The organism is Pseudoalteromonas byunsanensis, from assembly GCF_001854475.1.
In the GTDB taxonomy this organism is placed as follows: domain Bacteria; phylum Pseudomonadota; class Gammaproteobacteria; order Enterobacterales; family Alteromonadaceae; genus Pseudoalteromonas; species Pseudoalteromonas byunsanensis.
The window spans coordinates 30,334-54,550 of sequence record NZ_MNAN01000009.1 but is presented as its reverse complement, the minus strand read 5'-3'; the positions used below and the strand labels follow the sequence as shown (position 1 = coordinate 54,550).

Annotated in this window: 28 protein-coding genes and 1 riboswitch; of the genes, 23 read left to right on the top strand and 5 right to left on the bottom strand. The window is 42.9% G+C overall.

Annotated elements, in window-relative coordinates; all coding sequences use genetic code 11:
* Positions 1 to 24: 24 nt before the first annotated feature.
* Both erpA and BIW53_RS01005 read left to right on the top strand, forming a co-directional pair.
* The gene (gene erpA / locus BIW53_RS01010; RefSeq protein ID WP_070989783.1) at positions 25 to 363 is read left to right on the top strand and encodes an iron-sulfur cluster insertion protein ErpA; all 339 of its coding nucleotides are present in this window, start codon (positions 25 to 27) and stop codon (positions 361 to 363) included.
* 541 nt (positions 364 to 904) lie between these two features.
* Positions 905 to 1,147 (top strand): helix-turn-helix domain-containing protein, encoded by a 243-nt coding sequence (locus BIW53_RS01005; RefSeq protein WP_070989781.1) that lies wholly within the window; start codon positions 905 to 907, stop codon positions 1,145 to 1,147.
* Between the two features lie 73 nt (positions 1,148 to 1,220).
* Here BIW53_RS01005 and BIW53_RS01000 read toward each other — a convergent pair whose 3' ends face one another.
* Genes BIW53_RS01000 through BIW53_RS00985 form a run of 4 tightly spaced genes read right to left on the bottom strand, consistent with a single transcriptional unit; the run spans position 1,221 to position 4,955 of the window.
* Positions 1,221 to 2,618, bottom strand: a complete 1,398-nt coding sequence (locus BIW53_RS01000) for an AmpG family muropeptide MFS transporter (RefSeq protein WP_070989779.1) — start codon at positions 2,616 to 2,618, stop codon at positions 1,221 to 1,223.
* A 16-nt stretch (positions 2,619 to 2,634) separates the two neighbouring features.
* On the bottom strand, positions 2,635 to 3,258 hold the full coding sequence (locus BIW53_RS00995; protein WP_070989777.1) for a peptidylprolyl isomerase: 624 nt from the start codon (positions 3,256 to 3,258) through the stop codon (positions 2,635 to 2,637).
* Positions 3,258 to 3,809: a YajG family lipoprotein gene (locus BIW53_RS00990; RefSeq protein WP_070989775.1), complete on the bottom strand. Its 552-nt coding sequence runs from the start codon at positions 3,807 to 3,809 to the stop codon at positions 3,258 to 3,260. Before BIW53_RS00990 ends, BIW53_RS00995 begins: the two co-directional genes overlap by 1 nt.
* Positions 3,810 to 3,812: 3 nt before the next feature.
* Positions 3,813 to 4,955: a methyltransferase gene (locus BIW53_RS00985; protein ID WP_070989941.1), complete on the bottom strand. Its 1,143-nt coding sequence runs from the start codon at positions 4,953 to 4,955 to the stop codon at positions 3,813 to 3,815.
* Between the two features lie 38 nt (positions 4,956 to 4,993).
* Here BIW53_RS00985 and BIW53_RS00980 point away from each other — a divergent pair, with 38 nt between their 5' ends.
* From BIW53_RS00980 to ung, 21 genes are all read left to right on the top strand, one after another.
* Complete coding sequence (locus BIW53_RS00980) at positions 4,994 to 5,614, top strand: alpha-ketoglutarate-dependent dioxygenase AlkB family protein (RefSeq protein WP_070989773.1); 621 nt, start codon at positions 4,994 to 4,996, stop codon at positions 5,612 to 5,614.
* Between the two features lie 20 nt (positions 5,615 to 5,634).
* Positions 5,635 to 5,949, top strand: a complete 315-nt coding sequence (locus BIW53_RS00975) for a BolA family protein (RefSeq protein ID WP_070989771.1) — start codon at positions 5,635 to 5,637, stop codon at positions 5,947 to 5,949.
* Between the two features lie 70 nt (positions 5,950 to 6,019).
* A complete protein-coding gene (gene fabV / locus BIW53_RS00970; RefSeq protein ID WP_070989769.1) occupies positions 6,020 to 7,210 on the top strand; it encodes an enoyl-ACP reductase FabV in 1,191 nt (396 codons plus the stop codon).
* Positions 7,211 to 7,905: 695 nt separating this feature from the next.
* The gene (locus BIW53_RS00965) at positions 7,906 to 9,249 is read left to right on the top strand and encodes a Na(+)-translocating NADH-quinone reductase subunit A (RefSeq protein WP_070989939.1); all 1,344 of its coding nucleotides are present in this window, start codon (positions 7,906 to 7,908) and stop codon (positions 9,247 to 9,249) included.
* A 2-nt stretch (positions 9,250 to 9,251) separates the two neighbouring features.
* Entirely contained in the window at positions 9,252 to 10,451 is a 1,200-nt protein-coding gene (locus BIW53_RS00960; RefSeq protein ID WP_070989767.1) for an NADH:ubiquinone reductase (Na(+)-transporting) subunit B, read from the top strand.
* Complete coding sequence (locus BIW53_RS00955; protein ID WP_070989765.1) at positions 10,444 to 11,190, top strand: Na(+)-translocating NADH-quinone reductase subunit C; 747 nt, start codon at positions 10,444 to 10,446, stop codon at positions 11,188 to 11,190. Before BIW53_RS00960 ends, BIW53_RS00955 begins: the two co-directional genes overlap by 8 nt.
* A complete protein-coding gene (locus BIW53_RS00950) occupies positions 11,190 to 11,822 on the top strand; it encodes an NADH:ubiquinone reductase (Na(+)-transporting) subunit D (RefSeq protein ID WP_070989763.1) in 633 nt (210 codons plus the stop codon). The genes BIW53_RS00955 and BIW53_RS00950 overlap by 1 nt, the downstream gene beginning before the upstream one ends.
* 10 nt (positions 11,823 to 11,832) lie before the next feature.
* Complete coding sequence (gene nqrE / locus BIW53_RS00945; protein ID WP_070983820.1) at positions 11,833 to 12,441, top strand: NADH:ubiquinone reductase (Na(+)-transporting) subunit E; 609 nt, start codon at positions 11,833 to 11,835, stop codon at positions 12,439 to 12,441.
* Positions 12,442 to 12,458: 17 nt separating this feature from the next.
* A complete protein-coding gene (gene nqrF, locus BIW53_RS00940) occupies positions 12,459 to 13,685 on the top strand; it encodes an NADH:ubiquinone reductase (Na(+)-transporting) subunit F (RefSeq protein WP_070989761.1) in 1,227 nt (408 codons plus the stop codon).
* Positions 13,686 to 13,850: 165 nt separating this feature from the next.
* Positions 13,851 to 14,870 (top strand): FAD:protein FMN transferase, encoded by a 1,020-nt coding sequence (locus BIW53_RS00935; RefSeq protein WP_070989759.1) that lies wholly within the window; start codon positions 13,851 to 13,853, stop codon positions 14,868 to 14,870.
* A gap of 91 nt (positions 14,871 to 14,961) precedes the next feature.
* Positions 14,962 to 15,174 (top strand): (Na+)-NQR maturation NqrM, encoded by a 213-nt coding sequence (gene nqrM / locus BIW53_RS00930; protein ID WP_070989757.1) that lies wholly within the window; start codon positions 14,962 to 14,964, stop codon positions 15,172 to 15,174.
* Positions 15,175 to 15,255: 81 nt separating this feature from the next.
* On the top strand, positions 15,256 to 15,855 hold the full coding sequence (locus BIW53_RS00925; RefSeq protein ID WP_070989755.1) for a histidine phosphatase family protein: 600 nt from the start codon (positions 15,256 to 15,258) through the stop codon (positions 15,853 to 15,855).
* A 16-nt stretch (positions 15,856 to 15,871) separates the two neighbouring features.
* Positions 15,872 to 15,992: riboswitch (cobalamin riboswitch) on the top strand.
* A 110-nt stretch (positions 15,993 to 16,102) separates the two neighbouring features.
* Positions 16,103 to 16,918, top strand: a complete 816-nt coding sequence (locus BIW53_RS00920; RefSeq protein ID WP_070989753.1) for an ABC transporter ATP-binding protein — start codon at positions 16,103 to 16,105, stop codon at positions 16,916 to 16,918.
* Positions 16,915 to 17,910, top strand: coding sequence for a FecCD family ABC transporter permease (locus BIW53_RS00915; protein ID WP_070989751.1), 996 nt, complete (start codon positions 16,915 to 16,917; stop codon positions 17,908 to 17,910). The genes BIW53_RS00920 and BIW53_RS00915 overlap by 4 nt, the downstream gene beginning before the upstream one ends.
* Before the next feature lie 9 nt (positions 17,911 to 17,919).
* The gene (gene cobT, locus BIW53_RS00910; protein WP_070989749.1) at positions 17,920 to 18,987 is read left to right on the top strand and encodes a nicotinate-nucleotide--dimethylbenzimidazole phosphoribosyltransferase; all 1,068 of its coding nucleotides are present in this window, start codon (positions 17,920 to 17,922) and stop codon (positions 18,985 to 18,987) included.
* On the top strand, positions 18,984 to 19,757 hold the full coding sequence (locus BIW53_RS00905) for an adenosylcobinamide-GDP ribazoletransferase (RefSeq protein ID WP_070989748.1): 774 nt from the start codon (positions 18,984 to 18,986) through the stop codon (positions 19,755 to 19,757). The genes cobT and BIW53_RS00905 overlap by 4 nt, the downstream gene beginning before the upstream one ends.
* Positions 19,754 to 20,284, top strand: a complete 531-nt coding sequence (cobU, locus tag BIW53_RS00900; protein ID WP_070989937.1) for a bifunctional adenosylcobinamide kinase/adenosylcobinamide-phosphate guanylyltransferase — start codon at positions 19,754 to 19,756, stop codon at positions 20,282 to 20,284. Before BIW53_RS00905 ends, cobU begins: the two co-directional genes overlap by 4 nt.
* Entirely contained in the window at positions 20,284 to 21,762 is a 1,479-nt protein-coding gene (locus tag BIW53_RS00895) for a cobyric acid synthase (RefSeq protein ID WP_070989746.1), read from the top strand. The genes cobU and BIW53_RS00895 overlap by 1 nt, the downstream gene beginning before the upstream one ends.
* A gap of 24 nt (positions 21,763 to 21,786) precedes the next feature.
* Positions 21,787 to 22,398 (top strand): cob(I)yrinic acid a,c-diamide adenosyltransferase, encoded by a 612-nt coding sequence (gene cobO, locus BIW53_RS00890; protein WP_070989744.1) that lies wholly within the window; start codon positions 21,787 to 21,789, stop codon positions 22,396 to 22,398.
* Positions 22,398 to 23,240 carry a cobalamin-binding protein gene (locus BIW53_RS00885; protein ID WP_070989742.1) on the top strand — a complete coding sequence of 281 codons (843 nt, stop codon included), beginning with the start codon at positions 22,398 to 22,400 and terminating at the stop codon, positions 23,238 to 23,240. Before cobO ends, BIW53_RS00885 begins: the two co-directional genes overlap by 1 nt.
* An 11-nt stretch (positions 23,241 to 23,251) precedes the next feature.
* The gene (gene ung / locus BIW53_RS00880) at positions 23,252 to 23,911 is read left to right on the top strand and encodes a uracil-DNA glycosylase (RefSeq protein WP_070989740.1); all 660 of its coding nucleotides are present in this window, start codon (positions 23,252 to 23,254) and stop codon (positions 23,909 to 23,911) included.
* 65 nt (positions 23,912 to 23,976) lie between these two features.
* Here the strand turns inward: ung and BIW53_RS00875 are convergent, their stop codons facing one another.
* Positions 23,977 to 24,168 carry a DUF3545 family protein gene (locus tag BIW53_RS00875; RefSeq protein ID WP_070989737.1) on the bottom strand — a complete coding sequence of 64 codons (192 nt, stop codon included), beginning with the start codon at positions 24,166 to 24,168 and terminating at the stop codon, positions 23,977 to 23,979.
* Positions 24,169 to 24,217: the final 49 nt, after the last annotated feature.

Sequence of the window (24,217 nt, the reverse complement as noted above, 5' to 3'; positions counted from 1 at the left end):
AGAATGTATAAAGGTCGAGCCGATATGTCTGAACAGTTACCTATTCAATTTAGCGACGCAGCAGCGAACAGAGTAAAAGAGTTGATTGAGGAAGAAGAAAATTCAAACCTTAAGTTACGTGTTTATGTGACGGGCGGTGGCTGCTCTGGTTTTCAGTATGGTTTTACATTTGATGAAAAAACCAATCCAGGTGATCTGGAAATTGAAAAAAATGGTGTGACCATGGTGGTTGACCCAATGAGTATTCAATACCTGATCGATGGTGTAGTTGATTACACTGAAGGCTTAGAGGGTGCTCGCTTTTTTGTAAACAACCCTAATGCCACTACAACTTGTGGTTGTGGTGCAAGCTTCAGCGTTTAAATTTTATTCGATTTAAAAGCCACTCATTGTAGTGGCTTTTTTTATGTATTTTTTGTGACTTGAATCATTAAAACAAAAAAACCTAATACAAAGGTACTGAATGCCAATATATACATAAATCCACGCTTTCCTTTTTTAATTGGCACACCATTAGTGCGTAAAAAGCAATACCACGCTATACACAGTAAAATTGGTAACAAAAACAGCAATCTGATCATTTATATTCAGCCTACATTATAGTTAATATGTTAATATTATACGTAACCCCATATTTTTAAAAGAAAAATATTTTATTATTAAAAGTGGTACATTTTATAAAATTTTTGTTAAAGTTAGGGGGGCTGAACACTTAAGCAAAAAGTTTTTCATAACTGAAGTTTTAATTAGGTGTTAAAAGAATTATAGTCTATACCTAATTTGGTACATAGGAACAAAGAGTAAATACTTGGCGTTCATTATGGTATACAATACAACACCTCAAGCGAGACGGGCATATTTCGTTTGAGATTTTATTAATATCATCTAGTAGGAGATGTTTAATATGATGGGAAAAACGGTTTCTTCTGAAGAGAACGGTAAGCTAACAAAATGGCTTAAATCAAAGCGTCATGAGAAAGGCCACACAATGCGTAGCCTTGCTCAAGTTTTAGGTACGCCGCATTCATTCATCGGTAAAATTGAAAATCAAGAGCGTCGCTTGGATGTAATTGAGTTTTTACGTTACTGTGAAGCATTAGAAGTAGACCCATATGAAGGTCTTCATTTATTAAAAGATGAGCTGTAACAGTTCATTTCGATAGGTGCAGGGATTTGCACCTTAATCTTTTCCTCTCAGTTCAATTTCACTGCAATACTGTCTACACCTCCTTCTTAGTGTTTCCTCTTGAGTGATAAGATGCTTCTATAGCGTATAGCTTGTGTCTAATAAAGAACAAAAATGCCAGTGATGGTGTTACCATCAACGCTGTTAACGCGAAAAATAACGCCCAATTTCCCGCCAACCAATCGTCAATAACCACCCCACTGTAACTTGAAAGCACAGTTCTACCCAAACTACTTAAGGATGCTAAAAGAGCATAATGGGTTGCGCTAAACGCTCTGTCGCAGAGCATGGAAATAAAAGCAACCATGGCAACTAATGACCAAGCTTGAGTGAATCCATCTACCACGATAGCCATGGCGTATAAATGTTCTTTAGGACCGGCTATGGCTATCCAGGAGAACATCAAATTTGATGCAGCCATAGCGACACCACTTATAAATAAGCCTTTTACTATCCCATAGCGGTGATTAAAAATACTGCCTAAAAAGGCAAATATTATGGTAATGACACCTGAACCTAGCTTAGAGTATTGTGCTATCTGACTGTTACTAAAACCTATCTCTTTGTAGAAGACAATCGACATACGCGCCAGAAATGACTCTCCAATTTTGAACAAAAAGACAAACGCCAACAGTGCTATCGCTGTTTTAACACCATTTTTTCTAAAAAAGCTTCTAAATGGTTCAATCAGGGTAACCGCAAGCCAAGCTGTAAGCTGGCTAAGCTTTCCGGGCGCTAACTCTATTAATTTGTCTTGATAGGCTTGTTCTAACTGTGCTTGTACGACGTCACGATTAGATTCTGGCTCTTTTGCAAATAAGGTCACAATGACCAGCATCAACATGATTGAGGCGAGGAAAATATAAATATGTGGCCAGTCGAAGCTAGGTAGGTCAGCAAGAAAGAAAGGCATAGCACCTAGCAGTGCATATCCTGTCCACCATCCCGATGTTGCCATAGCAGCAGCAGCGGTTGCTTTTTCACTTTCTTCTTCTGGGAGTGAATCGATACGAAACGCATCAATAGCGATATCATGGGTCGCGGATGCTAATGCAATGATGAAGCAAAGTAGCGCGGCTAGAAACAATTGCTCTTTTAGTACCACAGTGGACATAGCAAGAGCGGCTGTTGCGGTGATACATTGGCACAGCAAAATCCAGCTACGTCGCTGTCCTAGCAAGCGCTCTAGGATGGGCAATTTGATCCTGTCTAAAAGTGGTGACCACAGGAAGTTAATTGTATAGGCGGCAAATACAAGACCAAATAAACCTATCATGCTGCGGCTGAGGCCCTCATCTTTGAGCCAGGCTGACATCACAGAGCCAATTAATACCCATGGGAAGCCACTACTGATCCCCAACATAAAAATGGTCACTAAGCGTTTGTCTTTATAGTAGCTTAGGTACTCCCGCAAACTGGCCTTGAGGATCATATACTTCCTTGTCGAATTAAAGAGGCTGTGCTTTTAACACACTTGCATCAAAGATAATCACAGGGGTTTTAGGGATAAAGGTATAGCCCAGTTTACTGTTATAACCTGTCTCTACTTGCATTATTTTATCCAGTGTTTCATAACCCTCTACAACGCTGCCAAATACAGCGAAGCCCCAGTCTCGACCTGGATTTAGGTGGTCATTATCATTCATATTGAAAAAAAACTGACGAGTACCTGAGTGTGGCTTGTTATCCTGATATGCCATTGCAACTGTATACATATCATTTTTCAAGCCATTACCACTTTCATTAAAAATAGGCGCACGTTCAAACATACCATCGTATTCCTTATCGTACCCGCCACCTTGGATCACAAAGTCGGTTTCGTTCACTTCATCGCGTTCGACACGATGAAAAACCGAGCCTTTGTAGTCGCCATTGACCACGTAGGTCAAAAAGTTATTCACTGTTATGGGGGCACGTGAACGGTCAAGTTCGATAACGATATCGCCTAGGCTAGTCGACAGTTTGACGCGAGGGAATAAATTGTCTTTTTGAACAAAGCTACCTTCTTTGTTCATAGCTGCGCTTGTCAGTGAAAATAACAAGCATGATAAAAAAACGATGATATTTTTCATTATGATCCCTGTAAGAAATGAATGAGTGCTTGGTCTGATACAATGCGAGTGATTAGCATTTCAGTCAAGTCATTGAGTTGAGATTCGATTTTAGCCTGATCGTGTCTTAGCGGTCCGTTAAGTTCTGACTTTGCGCTGTAGCTTTTTTCAAAGTGTCTGCTTCCTTGCGTCACTTCAATCTTAAAGCGAGCATTGGCAACACTATGATGTTTGCTAAGCGACTCGGTGATGAGGCTCGAAAACTCGGTAATGTGTAATACCAGTTTGTTTTTTGCTATTGCTGAAACAGAGCTACCATTGGCCAGTAAAGCCTGTTTGAATACATTTTCAACAATAATAGGAACATTTGCATCGGGCAGATAAAGAGCTGGCTCCTGATCCTGTACACGTATTGTGAAATTACTAATTCTGTTATCTGCAACAGTAACATGAACGGAAGCCTGAATGTTGCTAATTGCACCAGATGAATAGCTTGGATTAAGTATCACTTTCTTAGGTGAGCTTGCACAACTGACCAGAAAAATTAGCGAGACAGCAAAAAGTAGTTTCATTCGTTAACCTCTTCTTATTGTACTAAGCACGGTAAACTTTTTATTGTTTCCAATGACTTTACAGTTCCCAAATAGACGATTGAGTTTGTCTTGGTAATCAAGGTGGCGATTACCGATAATTCTCAGCTCGCCGCCCTTTTTCAAGACATGCTTGGCCTGTACGAACATCTGCCAAGCAATATGGTCCGTGATGGCTTGTGCTTGGTGAAATGGAGGATTACATAACACTAGGTCAGCTGAACCTGGGGTGAAATCACTGAGGCAGTCGTTTTGTATAAACAGACAACGGCTTAACGCTTCTGGTAGATTTTGGCTGATATTGTCTTTTGCACTGGCTACAGCCATAGCTGACTCATCTACAAAGGTGAGCTGTGCATTTGGCATATTATTTAAGGTCAGTAAGCCTATCACGCCATTACCACAGCCTAAATCAATCACTTTGAGTGGCTTTTTACCTTGTGGCAGGTAGTTCATAAAGAACCGGGCACCGATATCTAAAGAGTCTCTTGAAAACACGTTGGCATGGTTACTTAAAACAAACTCTGTTTTTTCTAAAGGCCAAGACACGGGAAATTTGCTCGCCACAGGTTTTGCCGTTGTTTCACTGAAAATTAGCCGTGATTTTTTTACAGCCAAACTGGTTGTTGGCTCACTTAAAAAATGACTAAAGCTCTTTAAGGTAGAGGTATGGATTTCTTTTGCTTTACCTGCTGCAATGACTTTTATGCTGGCTGGTAAATGACTGAGCAAAGATAATTGATGAGCCAAAAAACCTGCATTTTTGGGAATTTTTAATAACACTAAATCTATGTCACTTGGTAGCGCGCTGAGACTATCCAAATAACTAACATGGGTAGTGTCTAAGTGGTTTTCAACCAAGTTATATTGACTTGCTTGATGAGCGATGAATGAGTCGCTCACGTTAACCACCTGTCGCTCTGCGTCGATTACCTTTAACGCGCATGTTAAAGCACCAAAGCTGTCATTGAGTACCAAAATACGTTTGGCTTGGTTATGATGCTCCAGCACATAATCGATGAGGTATTCGTCGGCCGCATCCCATGCTTGCAGACTGCGGTTTTTTTGTTCTAAAGGAAAACGGTGTAAGGTTAGGGGGTGGCCACCTAATAACGCATCTGTTGTCATAATATAAAGAAACATGTATCGAATAGGTGAATAGTATCATGACATCGTCTCAGCCTGAACAGCTCTTACCCGCGGGTTTTGATTATTACCCCGCCGTGATAAGTCTAGAGAAAAGTATCGCCTTGTATGATTATCTTTGTGAGCAGCTAGAGTGGCAGCAGCCACGTATCCAGGTCTTTGGTAAACATCACCTTATTCCACGTATGCAATGCTTCATTGCTGACGATGGTGTGGTCTATAGCTATTCAAAACAAGCACTAAATAACGCACCTTGGCCTGAACCTCTGCTGGCAATGCGACGTCGTTTACAGCGCACTTATGGCTATGAATTTAATGCGCTACTAGCCAACTGGTATCGAGATGGTCAGGATAAAATGGGCTGGCATAGCGACGACGAAGCTGAACTTGGTAGTCAGCCATGTATTGTTTCTATTTCTTTGGGTGCATCGCGTAAGTTTAAGATAAAAAATAAGATAACAGGGCAACAGCACCAAGTTTTGCTGCAAAGTGGCAGTGCGCTTGTGATGCATGGTGGCAGTCAACAGTTATATCAACATGCTCTACCTGCGCAAGCGAAGGTATCTGGCGGGAGAATTAATTTAACCTTCAGAACGGTTGGTCAAGCGTCAACAAAAGCGTATAGTATCGGCCATAAATAAATTCGAATTAAGGGGTTAGCATGTCGATGCAAGCGCAAATCTACGATAAATTGGCGGCGGCAATTAGCTGTAAACACCTCAATATTGTAAACGAAAGTCATATGCATAGCCGTGGCGAAGAATCTCACTTTAAAGTTGTGGTGGTGAGTGAAGAATTTGTTGGTAAACGTCTGCTACAGCGCCATCGTAAAGTGAATGAGGTTTTGCAGCGGGAGTTGGCGAATCATATTCATGCTTTGTCCATTCATGCATACACGCCTGATGAATACAGTGAAAAAGCAGGTCAAATACCAGACTCACCGGGTTGTTTAGGTGGTTCTAAGTTAGATAACTAGCTGATCAGACCTGTATTTGTCTGATCAACCATTAAACTATGACAGTTTTTGAAAAATTATAGGATTAATTATGGTCGTTAAACCGAAAATTCGTGGTTTTATTTGTACCAACGCACACCCTCAAGGCTGTGCAGCGCATGTAAAAGAGCAAATTGCTTACGTTAAAGCACAAGGTCAAGTTACTAATGGCCCTAAAAATGTATTAGTGATCGGTGCATCAACAGGCTATGGTCTTGCTTCACGTATCACTGCTGCGTTCGGTGCTGGTGCCAAAACGTTAGGTATCTTTTTTGAAAAAGAAGGCTCTGAGCGTAAAACAGCTTCGGCAGGTTGGTATAATACTGCGGCTTTCCAGCAAGCGGCTGATGAAGCAGGGTTGTGGTCTAAAAATATTAATGGTGATGCTTTTTCAGATGAAATCAAAGCAAAGACCGTTGAAACAATTAAAGCTGAAATGGGAAAAGTAGACCTTGTCATTTATAGCTTGGCTTCACCCCGTCGTACTGACCCTAAAACAGGTGAAGTTTATTCTTCAACACTTAAGCCAATTGGTGGTGATATCACTACTAAAAACTTAAATACCTCTAAGCGTGAAATTGATGAAGTCACAGTAGAGGCGGCAAATGAAGATGAAATAGCCAACACCGTGAAAGTGATGGGTGGTGAAGATTGGGAACTGTGGATTGAAGCATTAAAAGCAGCTGACGTGTTAGCTGACAACTTCAAAACCACGGCCTACACCTACATTGGTAAAGAGCTTACTTGGCCTATCTATGGTCATGCAACCATTGGTAAAGCAAAAGAAGATTTAGACCGAGCGACTGCGGCAATCAAAGAGTCTACTGCTTCATTAAGCGGTGAAGCGTATGTGTCATCTTTAAATGCGGTTGTAACACAAGCAAGTTCGGCAATCCCGATTATGCCGTTGTATATCTCTGCGCTATTCAAAGTCATGAAAGCTGACGGTACCTATGAAGGCACTATCGAGCAAATAAACGCGTTATTTCGTGAAAACCTCTATGGTGAAACGCCACGCTTTGATGACGGCGGTCATTTATTCCAAAACTACAAAGAGCTTGAAGACGATGTTCAGGCACGTGTGCAGCACATTTGGGATACGGTATCAACAGAAACTATTGATGAGTTGACGGACTACGTTGGTTATCACAATGAATTCCTCCGCTTGTTCGGTTTTGGTATCGATGAAATTGATTATGATCAAGACGTTAATCCTGATGTTGCAATCAACAATCTGATTTAAGCAACATAAGTCTATAGATTTTAGGCTAAGCGGCTAAGCTGACCATTAGTTTTGATGGTTGATTAGCCGTTTTTTATTGCGCCCTTTTTCGGATTGTCAGCTACGTTCGTAGTGCTTAATCATGCCGAATCAGGTTTAGTCACAAATGAGTGAAGTTGCCAATAGGCCTCCTATCGCTCGTTTATCTCTCATTTATTTTTCCCGGTTTGGAGTGCTTGTTGATGTTGAACTCATGGCCCATGGGAAATTTTTCTCAAGCTACAAAGCAAATAGTGAGCTCGTTAGAGAACGAAATAGTTTAATTGTTAGGTACTAACTCAATATAAAGAGTGGTCTTTGCGTGTGGCTACATTTAGCTTGTTGGATGGTGCTGTGTAATGACCAAACTAGGCTAAGAGCGCTTAAATAAGTCAATTGTACACCTCTAAGGGAACAAACTTTCTATTGTGCTACTTTAGTCTATACTGCTCTCAATGCTCGTAGCAAAGCCGATGAAAGGCATATTAATTTTGTAATTCCACTCGCATAGTTTGAGTGATTAATGTTAAAATCACAGAAATATATGAGAATACAACTACGATGCTTGTTCGATACTTGTTCAAGTGGCTCTTTGATACTGACTTGATATGAGGCAATAAGCGCCGTGGTAACTAAAGATTTTTCAATTTCTTTCCGTTAATGTAATGCAAGTGCGTATGATCAACATAAAAAAAGGTCTGGACTTACCCATAGAGGGCGCGCCTCAGCAAGTGATTCATGATGGTTCTGCCGTCAAACGAGTTGCTGTGCTTGGCGAAGAGTTTATTGGTATGCGTCCTACCATGCATGTTCGTGTGGATGACCAAGTCAAGAAAGGCCAAGTTCTTTTTGAAGACAAAAAGAATCCTGGCGTCAAGTTTACTGCACCAGCTGCTGGTGTAGTTAAAGAAATCAACCGTGGTGCTAAGCGTGTACTGCAATCCGTCGTGATTGAAGTACAAGGCAACGAGCAAATCACTTTTGACAAGTTCTCTGCTACCGAATTAAGTGGCTTAGAGCGTGACAAAGTGAAAGAAGTGCTTGTTGAATCAGGTCAATGGCCTGCGCTAAGAGCACGTCCTTTTAGCAAAGTAGCTGCAATTGATGCAACACCAAGTTCTATCTTTGTAACTGCGATCGATACAAATCCGTTAGCTGCTGACCCTGCTGTGATTATTGCTGAAAATGTGGAAGCATTTGAAGCAGGTCTTGCGGTAGTGTCATGTTTAACTGACGGCAAAGTATTCGTTTGTAAGCAAGCAGGTAGCAAGGTGCCAAGCTCATCACTTTCTCAGGTAGAAGTGCATGAATTTGCAGGTGTGCATCCAGCAGGCTTAGTGGGTACTCACATTCACCACTTGGACCCAGTATCTGCGAACAAGCAGGTATGGCATCTAGGATATCAAGACGTGATAGCGTATGGTCAGTTATTCTTAACTGGCGAAATTAACGCTGAGCGTGTGGTATCACTAGCTGGTCCTCGTGTTAAGAACCCACGTTTAGTTAGAACTCAACTAGGTGCGTCGCTAACAGATTTAGTAGCAGGCGAGCTTGAAGACGGTGATAACCGAGTCATTTCTGGCTCTGTGTTAGCTGGTAAAACAGCAACTGGCCCTCATGCTTTCCTAGGTCGTTACCATGTTCAAGTATCTGTATTACTTGAAGGTCGTGAGAAAGAGCTGTTTGGCTGGATCACACCTGGTAGTGACAAGTTCTCAGTAACACGTACATTTATTTCACACTTAGCACCAAGTCGTTTATTTAAAATGACTACCTCAACGGGCGGTTCTAAGCGTGCGATGGTACCAATCGGTAACTATGAGCGTGTTATGCCACTCGATATCTTACCAACACCATTATTACGTGATTTGATTGCACGTGATTTGGATAGTGCGATTGCGTTAGGCGCATTGGAGCTGGATGAAGAAGATTTAGCACTATGTACCTTCGTATGTCCTGGCAAGTATGAGTACGGTTCAATCCTGCGCGATTGCCTGACTACTATCGAGAAGGAAGGTTAAAAATGGCCTTAAAGAAATTTTTAGAAGACATTGAACCTCACTTTGAACCTGGTGGTAAACACGAAAAGTGGTATGCGTTGTACGAAGCAGTCGCTACCATTTTCTACACACCGGGTTATGTAAACAAAGGTGCTACTCACGTACGTGACAACATCGACCTAAAACGTATTATGATTTTAGTGTGGATGGCAACATTCCCTGCAATGTTCTTTGGTATGTTCAACATCGGTCACCAAGCGGCAATTGCACTTGGCAACGGTTTTGAACTTGCAAACACTTGGCAGGTAGCTATTTTCCAAGCACTTGGCGGTGAGTTAACCGCACAAGCTGGTTGGGGCGCGAAGATGTTCTACGGTGCATGTTTCTACTTACCTATCTACGCTACAGTTTTTGCTGTTGGTGGTTTTTGGGAAGTGTTATTCGCATCAATCCGTAAGCACGAAGTTAACGAAGGTTTCTTCGTAACATCGGTACTATTCTCGTTAATTCTTCCTGCAACAATTCCACTTTGGCAAGCTGCTCTTGGTATTACCTTCGGTGTTGTGGTTGCAAAAGAAGTATTTGGTGGTACAGGTCGTAACTTCTTAAACCCTGCGCTTGCTGGTCGTGCATTCCTATTCTTTGCCTATCCTGCAAATATTTCAGGTGACACAGTATGGACGGCAGTTGACTCATTCTCTGGTGCAACCTATTTAGGTCAAGCTGCTCAAGGTGCTTTAGATTTCAATAACATGGTTCTTTGGTGGGATGCGTTCTACGGTTTCATTCAAGGTTCAATGGGTGAAACTTCTACGTTAGCACTGATGATCGGTGGCTTCTTCCTAATGTATGTTCGTATTGCTTCATGGCGTATCGTGCTAGGTGTATTCCTAGGTATGGTTGCTATGGCAAGCTTGTTCAATGCTTTAGGTTCAGACACGAACGCTGCGTTTGCTATGCCTTGGTACTGGCATTTAGTGGTAGGTGGTTTTGCATTTGGTATGTTCTTTATGGCGACTGACCCGGTTTCTGCGTCTTTCACTAATAAAGGTAAGTTTGCATACGGTGCACTGATCGGTGTGATGGTAGTGTTGATCCGTGTGGTTAACCCGGCATACCCAGAAGGCATGATGTTAGCAATTCTATTCGCTAACTTGTTTGCTCCACTATTCGACCACTTTGTTGTGCAGTCTAATGTTAAGAGGAGATTAGCACGTGTCTAGTAACAATGAATCTATTGGCAAAACGTTAGGCGTTGTTGTTGGCCTGTGTTTGGTATGTGCGATCGTAGTATCTGTTGCTTCGGTTCAGTTACGTCCACTACAACAGGCTAACAAAATTAAAGACGTTCAACGCAACATTCTTGCGGCTGCTGGTTTTAAAGATGTGCAAGATGTTGAAGCAACATTTAAGGCAAACATCGAACCTCGCGTTATCGATATGAAAACCGGTGAATATGTAGATGTAGATCACAGTTCATTTGATTTCGAAAGCACTAAATATGATGCAGATCGTAGCTTTGCTATCCCAAAAGAAGATGACTTAGCGGGCATTCAGCGTATGACCAATAACTCACCAGTTTATCTTGCAAAAGATGAAAGTGGTCAGGTGTCTACGGTTATTTTGCCAATTCAAGGCTATGGTCTTTGGGGTGTAATGTTTGGCTTCTTAGCATTAGATGATGATGGTCAAACAATCAAAGCAATTCAGTTCTATAAGCACAACGAAACTGCGGGTCTAGGTGGCGAAATCCAAAACCCTAAGTGGACAGCAACGTGGAATGGTAAACAGCTTCCGGTTGATATCGTTAAAGGTACTGCAGGTAACAACGAGCACAAGATTGATGGCTTGTCAGGCGCTACCTTGACGTCAAACGGTGTGGATAACACGATTGATTTTTGGACTAGCAATAAAGGCTTTGGTCCATTCCTTGCGAAAGTACGTAAAGGAGCATTGAACTAATGGCTAACACTAAAGAAATGAAAGAAGTCTTGTTTGGTCCTGTCTTTGCAAACAACCCAATTGCCCTTCAGGTATTAGGTATTTGTTCTGCATTGGCGGTAACATCAAGCCTTAAAAATGCTTTAATCATGTCAATCGCTTTGACATTGGTAACAGCATTTTCAAGCTTATTCATCTCTATGATGCGTCACCACATTCCTTCGAGTGTGCGTATCATTGTGCAGATGACCATCATTGCCTCTTTGGTAATCGTTGTTGATCAGGTGTTGCAAGCGGTTGTTTACTCAACGGCTAAAGAGCTATCGACATTCATCGGTTTGATCATTACCAACTGTATCGTAATGGGTCGAGCTGAAGCCTATGCTATGAAGTCTCCACCTGTGATGTCTTTCTTAGATGGTATTGGTAACGGCTTAGGTTACTCGGTGGTACTACTAACGGTTGGTTTCGTTCGTGAACTATTTGGTTCAGGTACTTTATTTGGTGTTGAAATCTTACCACTGGTTTCTGACGGTGGTTGGTATCGCCCAATGGGTCTACTGATTATGCCATTCAGCTCGTTCTTCTTGGTGGGTATCTTTATTTGGATACTTCGTACATACAAGAAAGACCAAGTAGAAGCGAAGGCATAAGGGGAGAGAGATGGAACAATATATTAGTTTATTCGTTAAAGCGGTTTTTGTTGAAAACTTAGCTTTATCTTTCTTCTTGGGTATGTGTACATTCCTAGCGGTATCTAAGAAAGTAACCACATCACTAGGCCTTGGTGTTGCTGTAATCTTCGTACTAGGTGTTGCTGTACCAGTAAACAACCTCGTTTATTACGCGGTATTGGCACCGGGTGCTTTAGAGTGGTTAGGATTTGCTGAAGCTGACTTAAGTTTCTTACGCTTCTTGACTTTTATCGGTGTAATCGCTGCATTGGTACAAATCCTTGAGATGGCATTAGACAAGTTCTTTCCTGCACTTTATAACGCGCTGGGCATCTTCTTACCACTTATCACTGTAAACTGTGCAATTTTTGGTGCGGTTTCATTCATGGTTGAGCGTAACCTTAACTTTGGTGAGTCAGTGGTATTTGGTATTGGTTCTGGTGTGGGTTGGGCATTGGCAATCGTATTGCTTGCTGGTATCCGTGAGAAAATGAAATATGCAGACGTTCCAGATGGTCTTCGTGGTTTAGGTATTACCTTCATCACGGTAGGTTTAATGGGCTTTGGCTTTATGTCATTCTCTGGTATTTCACTGTAAGGTAGCGAGGAAAAATCATGCTTGAGGTATATTTAGGCGTAGGGATGTTCATTGCTATCGTTGTTATCTTAGTTTTAGTTATTATTGCGGCTAAATCTAAGTTAGTAGCAAGCGGTGACATCAAAATTGGAATTAATGGTGATGAAGATAAAGCGATCACTACATCTGCAGGTAGTAAATTACTTGGCGCTTTAGCAGATGCGGGTATCTTTGTATCATCAGCGTGTGGTGGCGGTGGCTCATGTGGTCAGTGTCGCGTACATATCAAAGAAGGTGGTGGTGATATTCTACCTACCGAACTTGATCACATCTCTAAAGGTGAAGCACGTGAAGGCTGTCGTTTAGCGTGTCAGGTGAACGTTAAAAACGACATGGAAATTGAACTTGAAGAGTCAATTTTCGGTGTTAAGAAATGGGAATGTACAGTTATCTCTAATGATAACAAGGCGACTTTCATCAAAGAGCTTAAGCTTGCGATTCCTGATGGTGAGTCTGTACCGTTCCGTGCAGGTGGTTATATTCAGATTGAAGCGCCACCTCATCATGTTAAATATGCAGACTACGATATTCCTGAAGAGTACCGTCCTGATTGGGAGCGTTTTGGCTTCTTCAATCTTGAGTCTAAAGTGGATGACGAAACAATTCGTGCATACTCAATGGCTAACTACCCAGAAGAGTTTGGCATTATTATGCTTAACGTACGTATTGCGACTCCGCCGCCAAATAACTTGTCACTGCCTTGTGGTAAAATGTCGTCGTACATTTGGTCACTTAAAGAAGGTGATAAGGTTACAATTTCTGGTCCATTTGGTGAGTTCTTCGCTAAAGATACTGACGCAGAAATGGTATTCGTTGGTGGTGGTGCGGGTATGGCACCAATGCGTTCACATATTTTCGACCAGCTTAAGCGTCTTAACTCTAAGCGTAAGATGTCTTTCTGGTATGGTGCACGTTCTAAGCGTGAAATGTTCTACGTTGAAGACTTCGATGGCCTAGCCGCTGAGAACGACAACTTCGTATGGCACACCGCGTTATCAGATCCGCAACCAGAAGATAACTGGGAAGGTTACACTGGCTTCATCCATAATGTACTTTATGAAAACTACTTAAAAGATCATGAAGCGCCAGAAGATTGTGAGTTCTACATGTGTGGTCCTCCAATGATGAACGCAGCAGTAATCAACATGCTTAAAGACCTAGGCGTTGAAGACGAAAACATCTTACTAGATGACTTTGGTGGCTAGTCAGGCTTTTAGAGCATGATCCAAAACACTGTTTTGAGATAAAATATCAGCCCCAAGGCGCTTCGTCTTGGGGCTTTTTAATGCTTATAAATGAGCGAATGCAGCGTATGTAGGGATAAACGTGTATGGCGCTTGCGAATAACTAGATGAACGATAGGAAGGAAGATGGCACGTATTTTTTTACCCATTATTATTTTGCTGACACTTATCTTAAGTGGGTGTGACAACAACTCAACGAATGCCTCACAACCTATAGTGATAAATGGTAAAACAATGGGCACTACCTACAATATTAAGGTTTTCCCGGGTACGCTTGAGTTAAATAAAGAGCAGCTAAAAGAACAAATCGATGATGTACTAATCGCGGTAAATCAGTCTATGTCTCCATGGGTTGAAGGCTCTGAGATTAATCAGTTTAATGCGCTTTCAGAAGGTGAGTTTATGGCCATAAGTGAAGACTTTCGCACTGTGGTGGCTGAATCTATTCGCCTTGGAAAGTCGACCGAAACATTAGATGTGACCATGGGACCACTCATTGATCTATGGGGATTTGGACCCGATAAAAGACCGATGAAGCGTCCCAGCCAAGCGCAGCTAGATGATATGCGCGCTCGTATTGGTGTGGATAAATTGCTTCTTAGTGAGCAGGGGTTGGCGAAAACAATAGATGGCTTGGAAGTCTCATTTTCCGCGACGGCTAAAGGGTTTGGTATCGATAAGGTCGCAGCTTTGTTAGAGCAACTAGGTCTTCAGAATTACATGGTTGAAATTGGTGGAGAGCTGCGTGTTTCAGGAAGCAAACCGAATGATAAACCTTGGATCATTGCTATTGAGCAACCGGATGCGCCTATAGGACAAAGGCAAGTACATCGAGAGCTTAAGTTGAGAAATACGGGTATTGCGACCTCTGGTGACTACCGTATCTTTTATGAAATGGATGGTGAAACCTTTACGCATTTGATTGACCCAGCAACGGGTATGCCAGTTAAACATGAATTGGTGTCGGTAACAGTATTACACCCATCCGCTATGACGGCTGATGGCTTAGCTACAGCGCTGACGGTGATGGGAACTGAACGTGCCAAGGCCTATGCCGAGCAACATCAGTTGGCGGTTTACTTGATAAGTAAATCGGAGCAAGGTCTTGTTACTTATGCAAGCGATGCATTTAAACCTTATTTGTGAGTAGGGAATAAGCGAGTTATAATAAGTTGGTCTTAGACCGTCATCGGCTCTACAAATGTGAGCCAACTTTTATCTTTTAGAGGCCAGTACCATGTCACTGTTTTTACTTACCTTTGGTTTACTTATTTTGATTGTAGCAGCAATGGCTGTTGGCGTGATAGTACAAAAGAAATCAATGGCTAGCAGCTGTGGTGGGTTAGGTGCTGTAGGTGTTGAAAAGGCCTGCGATTGTGATGACCCTTGCGACAGACGCAAAAAGCGTCTGGCAAAAGAGCAAGCTTGGAAAGAAAATCAAATTTTGTAAGTATTTGGTTTTATTTAAAATGCGAGCTAAGGCTCGCATTTTTGATCACCACAACTAGGTGTAGTAGAGACAGGTGAGCATATGCAACAAACTTGGTACTTTATCCGTCATGGTCAGCCACAAGTAACAGGACATTTGCTCGGACACAGTAATGTTGCATTGAGTAAACTTGGTTGGCAGCAGCTTAGCCATACTGTTGAATCAGTCACCAGTGGGGTATTAGTTTTTAGCTCACCTTTAAAACGTTGCAAAGAATTTGCTCAGCATTATGCACAATTGCATGGTTATCAGTTTGAGCTAGATGCGTCACTCAAAGAAATGAATTTTGGTGATTGGGATGGCCAGTCTTATGAGTCGTTATGGCAACTGAGCCATAAACCAACCCTAGGTCAATTTTGGCAGTCCCCACATTTGTATACCCCTCCAAACGGAGAGTCTTTATTAGAGTTCAGAAGGCGCGTAGAGCAATGGTGGCACTTTCAACTCCATAGTAACCGAAATCCGCACAATGTGGTGTTCACACATGCAGGAGTGATAAAGCAGTTGGCGGCACATATTTTACAGATACCAATTAGCAACCCGTCTGTGTTTAGCGCGTTAGACATTGAGTATGGCAAAGTGCTCAAAGTGTCTGTTTATTACGATGAACAGGATAAAGGTTGGGCAAAAGTTGTATTTTAGACGTCTAGACAGCATAATAACGGCTAACTTTGTTGGTAAATCTTGGGAATGAGTTGCAAATACTCAACTGTCCCCGCAACTGTGAAGGCACACTCGTGGCCAAAGTCAGATACCAAGACCAGCAGACATACTCATAGCGGGCGTACTTTGAGTCACATACAATAATACTCTTCTTAGCATTCATGTCATTACATGACTGCGCTATTGTTTGTGCTTACGACTCGCGGTTATGTGTTTTAAGGTAAGCATGAATCAGTTAGTACAAGCAACTCACTCCATGTTGGATATCCAGCAAGTTGGATTGCAAATGAATCAATCCTATATCCTCAAAGATGTCAGCTTTAATATCCAAGCTGGACAATTTGTTGGCTTGCTTGGCCCCAATGGGGCCGGGAAGTCATCCCTGTTGAGATGCATCTATCGTTTTATCAAGCCTACGAGCGGACAAATTAAGCTGCTTGATGCTCCAATAGACAGTTATTCACGACAAGAATACGCAAAGCAAGTTGCCGTGGTGCTACAAGATGTACCTGAACAATTTAACCTAGCGGTATTTGATGTGATTGCTATGGGATTAACCCCGCACAAGCCTCTGTTTTCATCTATGAATCATAAAGATAAATATGAAATAGCGACTGCTCTTGAAAAGGTTGGTTTAACGCATAAATCAAATCAGATGTTCAGCTCATTATCTGGCGGTGAGAAACAGCGCGTGATGATAGCCAGAGCGATGGTACAGCAGCCGCAATTACTGATCATGGACGAACCAACCAGCCACCTAGATGTGAAATATCAAATTCAGATCATGGAATTGGCAAAATCGCTCGGAGTAAGTGTACTGGCATCCTTTCATGACTTGAATCTTGCAGCAGCTATATCGGACCATTTGTTGGTACTACACAACGGCGAATTAAAAGCTCAGGGCGCGCCTTCTCAGGTACTTACCAGTGAGTTACTCAGTGACGTATTTGGCGTATGTGCGAAGGTTACCCAGGTACCCAGTGCTCATAATGAACAGACACTAGTGCCACATATTCGCTACCACTATGGGTATATTCAATGAGTAAATTAGTGCTATCAGGGTTGTTACTGCTCCTGTCGATGAGCTTTGTGTCAGCCCTGGGTTTTGGGGCGATTGCCATTGAGTTATCGGATATTTGGCAAGCTTTGGTGTCTTACGATGCTACAAACTTAGAACAGAAAATTGTCATAGAGCTGCGTTTACCACGAGCCATATTAGCATTTTTAGTGGGCAGCGGATTAGCCATGGCTGGCCTTATTTTACAAACTGTCACGCGCAACCCCTTGGCAGATCCCTACTTATTTGGCGTGTCATCCGGTGCATCATTTGGGGTGGTGTTGCTATTTGCGCTCACTGGAGTGCAAGCTGGGTTGGTATTATCAGGTGCAGCGTTTGCAGGCAGCCTGTTGGCGATGACTGCTTTGTTGTTAATCGCCAAATCGCAACTGAATAATCAAGTAGAGTCAATGCTACTGGCTGGGGTTGCTTTGTCGTTTCTTTTTAGTGCGTGTACTAGTTTATTGTTGTACTGGAGTGACCCACAAGCGGTGACTGCCATTGTCTTTTGGACATTAGGCAGCTTTTCACGTGCTGATTGGCAAATACTGTGGTTGCCGGCGGTGGTAGTCTGCATGAGTGTAAGCTGTATGTTGCTATTTCGAAGAACGCTCAATGCTATGCTACTTGGTGATGAAAGTGCCACAACTCTAGGGGTAAATGTTACTAAGTTACGCTTGGGTATGTTGGTATTGAGTTCGCTACTGACGGCTGTACTGGTAGCTATGTGTGGTGGTGTTGGGTTTGTGGGGCTAATGATCCCACATATTGTGCGATTTTTTGTATCCCAAGCAAGCACAGCAGGTTTGCTGATCACGACAATGAGCGGGGGATTATTCATGTTGTGGGTCGATATCGCTGCTCGCACTGTACTTGAAAATCAAGAGCTGCCAGTCGGCGTGATCACTGCGGCCATAGGTAGCGTGTTTTTCTTAGCTTTGTTGGTGTTACGAAAGCGCGCAACGGCTTCTATGTAGGAAAGCGATATGAGTAATGTACGTAATTTGGACCTGCAACTTGCAGAGCAAATCCAACATCGAATTGATGATAAAACAAAGCCGCTAGGCGCTTTGGGTGATTTAGAGGTGTTGGCTAGACAGCTAGTTTTGATCTTTTCTCAACGCATGGATGTGGAGCAATTCGCAACTACTCGCTTTGCTATCAATAATCCACAATTAGTCGTTTTTGCAGGAGACCATGGGATAGCAGCGCATGGGGTATCTATCGCTCCCAGTGAGGTGACAGGGCAAATGGTCGCTAATTTCGCTAATGGTGGTTCGGCTATTAATGTTTTGTGTCGTCAGTTTGACTGGCAGCTCAGTGTGGTTGATTGTGGGATCTTACATGCGCCGGAACCAAAGTTGGGCGTTATTTCTCAGCGTCTTGGCAGGCGTACCGCGAGTTTTACAACTGCTGCGGCGATGTCAGACGAACAGCTAGAGCAAGGTTTAGCTTATGGCAAGCAATTGGTTGAAACTAAGCTGGCTTATAACTGTAACTTGCTAGCATTTGGAGAGATGGGAATTGGCAACACCAGCTCAGCGGCGGCTATCTTTTCAGCATTAAGTGGCCTTGCTCCTGAGCATACTGTCGGCAGAGGTACAGGTGTTAGTGACGATGTTCATACTAAAAAGCGCAGATTGATAGAGCAGGCTTTGCTATTTCACAGCGCACAGTTAAACACCGCTCTAGATATTTTGCGTTGCTTAGGTGGGTTCGAGATTTGCCAAATGGTAGGCGCGATGTTGGCGGCAGCTCAGCAGCAAAAAGCTATCGTGGTTGATGGTTTTATCGCAACAGCGGCTGCTATGTTGACGATTGAAATGGAACCAGCTAGCCGTGATTACATGATTTTTGCTCATAATTCAGGTGAGCAAGGGCATGCCAAAATGCTGACCTATTTACAGGTCAAGCCGCTGTTAAATTTAGGTTTAAGGTTAGGGGAAGGGACAGGAGCGGCACTGTGCCTACCTATATTGCAAAGCGCATTAGCAATTTACAACGACATGGCCAGCTTTTCTCAGGCGCAGGTAACTGATGTGGTGAGTGCGTGAATAAAACCGCATTTTTGTTAGCTATCGTATTTCTCACCCGTTTACCGGTGTCTATTAAAGGTGAAGTGGATGAAGCACTGCTGAACCATGCGAGTCGTTACTTTGCCTTGGTAGGGCTACTCATCGGCCTTGCTTTAGCGTTTATCTACCTCATATTACAGAGTATTTTTCTTGTTGAAATAGCTGTGATATTAACGCTTGCAACAGGAATACTGCTCACCGGTGCTTTTCATGAAGATGGGTTTGCGGATGTATGGGATGGCTTTGGTGGGGGCTGGTCGGTTGAGCAAAAGCTAAACATTATGAAAGATAGTCGACTTGGCACCTACGGCGCTGCCAGCCTGTGTTTGTTGTTACTTTTGAAGTATCAATTGTTGGTTGGCTTAGCAGAGCACTGGTATTGGGTATGTATCGCGCTTATCTGTGGGCACTCCCTAAGTCGAGCTATGGCGACTAGTTTAATTGGTTTATTGCCCTATGTACAACAGGATACTCAAAGCAAGGTTAAGCCTGTGGTACAAAGTTTATCAAAAAATGCGCGAGAGAGTTTATATGGCTGCGCACTGGCTGTGTTGTTGGTTTTCTGGGGCATTGACTTTTTTAGCCTGTGGCACAGTGTGGTTCTGATTGGTTGTTTAGTGCTACTAAGGCGTTTATGCGTCAGTTGGTTTCGCTGGCAACTTGGAGGCTACACTGGGGATTGTCTTGGAGCAGCTCAGCAACTTGCAGAAGTAGTGGTGTATATGGTGTGTTTACTAGTATGGCGATGAACAAAGAGATTCAACTGATATTAGGCGGCGCTCGCTCAGGAAAAAGTGCTCTAGCTGAACGTAAGGCAAAGGCGCTGCTGGCCAGCGGCAAAGTCGATCAGATTGTTTATCTGGCCACTGCACTGGCCAAGGATAATGAGATGCGAAGCCGTATTGCTCATCATCAAGCGCGTCGAGACGAGCAATGGTTGCTTGTTGAAGAACCTTGGTTAGTGCCAGAGAGATTGATAGAGCAACCTCAGCGCAGTTGTGTACTAATTGATTGTTTAACGCTGTGGTTGACATATGGCCTATGTGAACAAGGTCTAGAAGAATATTTGAACAAGAAACAGCAGCTGCTAGAAGCCTTACAAATCACCTTGGCTGATGTGATCTTAGTTAGTAATGAAGTGGGTCACGGAATTGTTCCTGTTGGAGAGTTGAGCCGTGAATTTGTTGACCAGTCTGGTTGGTTGCATCAGGACATTGCAAATATCGCGACTCATGTTGAATTTGTCATGGCAGGTTGTGCGTTGAGGCTAAAATAATGGCGAAAACACTCATGGTACAGGGGACCACCTCTGATGCAGGTAAAAGTACGCTTGTGGCAGGATTGTGTCGTGTGTTTGCGCGCAAAGGTATTCTGGTTGCTCCATTTAAACCGCAAAACATGGCGCTCAATAGTGCAGTGACTCCTTGTGGTGGAGAGATTGGTAGAGCGCAAGCTTTGCAGGCAATTGCGGCAAAGTTAGCGTTGAGCACAGATTTTAATCCCATCTTGTTAAAGCCCAACAGCGATACTGGGGCGCAAGTGATCATACATGGTCGAGCCATCAGTAATATGGAAGCGGGTAAATATCATGACTATAAAAAAGTTGCGATGGGTGCTGTATTAGAATCTCACCAACGACTCGAAGCACAATATGAGTTGGTATTAGTGGAAGGGGCGGGCAGTCCAGCAGAAATCAATTTACGAGAGAATGATATTGCTAATATGGGTTTTGCCTGTGAAGTTGATTGCCCAGTTATCATTGTTGCGGACATCGACAAAGGGGGGGTGTTTGCCCACCTTGTTGGTACTTTGGCGTTACTCAGTGAACAGGAGCAAGCACTGGTACAAGGGTTTGTGATCAATCGCTTTCGAGGTGACATCGAGTTGCTGCAATCAGGTTTGGACTGGCTTGAAGCTTATACAGGCAAACCTGTACTGGGGGTGATGCCGTATTTGCATTCACTCAATCTGGATGCAGAGGATGCGGTGACAATAGACAACCATGTGATAGACGCACAATTGCGAGTGAGTGTGTTGCTTTTGCCACATATTAGTAATCACACTGATTTTGACAGCTTGCGACTACACCCCAATGTGGACTTACGCTATGTGCGTTACGGTGAGCAAATTGGTCCAACTGACCTTATCATTGTCCCGGGTAGCAAAAATGTATTAGGAGACATGGCCTTTGTTAAAGCACAGAGTTGGCAAGCAGAGATCATGCGGCATTTACGTTTTGGTGGCAAGTTGTTGGGGATCTGTGGAGGTTTGCAGATGTTGGGGCAAGCGATTTACGATCCCGATGGCATCGAATCTTCGGCAAAACAAATTAGTGCTCTAAACCTAGCCCAATTTTCGACCACGCTAACAGGCAGTAAAACGTTAACTCAAGTATCAGGTGAGTGTTTACTAGGAGAGATACCTGTTGCCATCAAAGGGTATGAAATTCATTGTGGTGTCAGTGAAGGCAAGGCCTTTAACCAGCCGTTCATGCGCTTTACCAATCATCCGCACAATATTACTCAAGATGGCTTTATATCTGATGATAATCAGATTGTGGGTACCTACTTACATGGCCTGTTTGATACCCCTGATGCTGCCAATATGATACTGGCATGGGCCAGCGATGGACGAGTGCAGGCAAATGCATTTGACTTGGCAAAGCACCGAGAGCAGCAGCTTGAACGCTTGGCTGATGCCTGCGAGCAACATTTGGATATAGATAAATTATTGGCAATGGCGTTAGAAGCATAAAAACAATTTAACCAAGAGGAATTTATGAGCGACTCAGGTAGTAAAAAAAATCAGGAAAAACATCAGCAAAGACAGCAAAAAGTGAAAGAGCAAGTAGATGCAAAGGTGGCTAGTGCTGATAAAGTACAGGGAATTTTTCAGGTGATCACCGGTAATGGCAAGGGCAAGTCAACCTCTGGCTTTGGCACGGTGGCACGCTGTGTTGGTCATGGTAAACAAGCTGCGGTGGCGCAGTTTATCAAAGGGATGTGGGAGTGTGGTGAACGTAATTTATTAGAAAAAGTTGGGGTCCCTTTTGCAGTGATGAAAACAGGATTTACTTGGGAGACGCAAAACCGAGAAACTGATACACAAGCTGCACAACAAACATGGCAACAAGCTAAAGCATGGTTGCAAGATGATAGCATTGATTTGGTACTACTTGATGAGCTCACCTATATGGTCAGTTACGATTATATTGATTTAGAAGAAGTGCTTCATGCAATTGCGAATCGTCCAAAAATGCAATCAGTGATCGTGACGGGCCGCGGCGCTCATCGAAAATTAACAGAATTAGCTGATACTGTGAGCGAAGTTCGCAATGTTAAACATGCTTTTGAGTCAGGAGTTAAGGCCTTAGAGGGGTTTGATTTCTAATGCTTTATATACGTTTATGCCTACTTATCATTGGGCTATTTTGTAGTTATAGCCACGCCAGTGACGCAAAGCGGATCATTGCTTTAGCGCCACATATTGTAGAAAATTTATTTGCCATTGGAGCAGGTGAACGTATTGTCGGCACAGTTGAGTACGCAGATTACCCAGAAGCGGCGAACGAGATTATTCGTATTGGCGGCCACAATGGCATCATGCTTGAAAAAGTGCTGGCACTGAAGCCTGACTTGGTGATTGCGTGGCACTCTGGTAACAAAAAGGATGACTTGCAGAAGCTAGAAAAGCTGGGGATACGCGTTATCTACAGTGATACCAGAGATATTAGCAAGGTTGCGGATGAATTACGTTTGTTTGGTAAGTTAACTGGGAAAATTCAAGAAGCAGAGCAATTAGCACAACAATTCACTGCGCGCTTCAATCGTTTAAAAACGCATTATAAAGGTGCGAAACGCTTACAGGTATTTTATCAACTGTGGCCTGAGCCAATGATGAGCATTAACCGTAATACATGGATTCATCAGCTACTAGAATTATGCAGCGTAGACAATGTATTTGCTGATAGCTCAATGGAGTATCCACAAATCAGTGTTGAAAATGTGCTCAAGAAAAAGCCAGAAGTCATTGTGTTGCCCAATGAGAAAAGCAAAAAGGTTATGCCAACCATTAATTGGCAAGTTTGGCCGGAGATCCCCGCTGTTCAATATCAACAATTTATCGAAGTAGATGCGGATTTGTTGCATCGCTACAGTACTCGGGTGCTTGATGGAGTAACGGATATGTGTGATAAACTGCAGCTTGCTCGCGCATATTACGATAAAGAATAAAGGAAACCAGCATGACAACTTGGCAAAGTGTATTGGGTCAGGAAGAGCGGCAAACCTATTTTCAAGAGACATTAAACTATGTGGCACAGCGACGCGCTGAAGGTGTCACGGTATATCCGCCACATGAACAAATTTTTGAAGCTTTCAAAGTAACGCCGTTTGAGCAGGTCAAAGTCGTTATTTTAGGACAAGACCCCTATCATGGGCCGAGTCAAGCCCATGGCCTATGTTTTTCGGTGCTTCCCGGCATTAAGCCACCACCTTCGTTAGCTAATATGTATAAAGAGCTAGCTCAGGATATTGCTGGATTTACCATTCCAAATCATGGTTATCTGTTGCCTTGGGCTGAGCAAGGTGTGTTGCTGCTTAATACCGTATTGACAGTTGAGCAGGGCGAAGCTCACTCTCATAAAAAACTAGGTTGGGAGCGCTTTACCGATGTGGTTATTGAGCAGTTGAACACACACCGTGACGGTATTGTGTTTTTATTATGGGGTGCCCATGCCCAGAAAAAAGGTAAGAATATTGATAAGCACCGCCATTACGTGTTGCATGCTCCACACCCTTCTCCTTTGTCGGTTCACCGTGGGTTCTTTGGTTGTCAGCACTTTTCTAAAACTAATCAGTTATTACAGGAGATGGGTAAACAGCCCATTAACTGGCAGGTATAGAGTGAAGTTGGCGAATACTAAAAAAGGCTCATAGGAGCCTTTTTTAAAGGTTAAATCCAGATGAATTAAATGAAATCTAATTCGTCTAAATCTAGGTTGTCTGCGAAGTAATCTAGTTCCTGTAGTTCTTTGCGAAGACGCTGTTTATCTTTTAGCGCTTCTATTTCACGCCATTTTCGTTTTTGCTTTTTCTGAGAGGTTCGTTTTTGTGTTTCAGGACCTTCTAATATTTCTAGTATATCGTCTAGGCTATCCATGAATTTCTCCTATTGATTATTAACCTCAATAACGCTTTTGTACTTAATT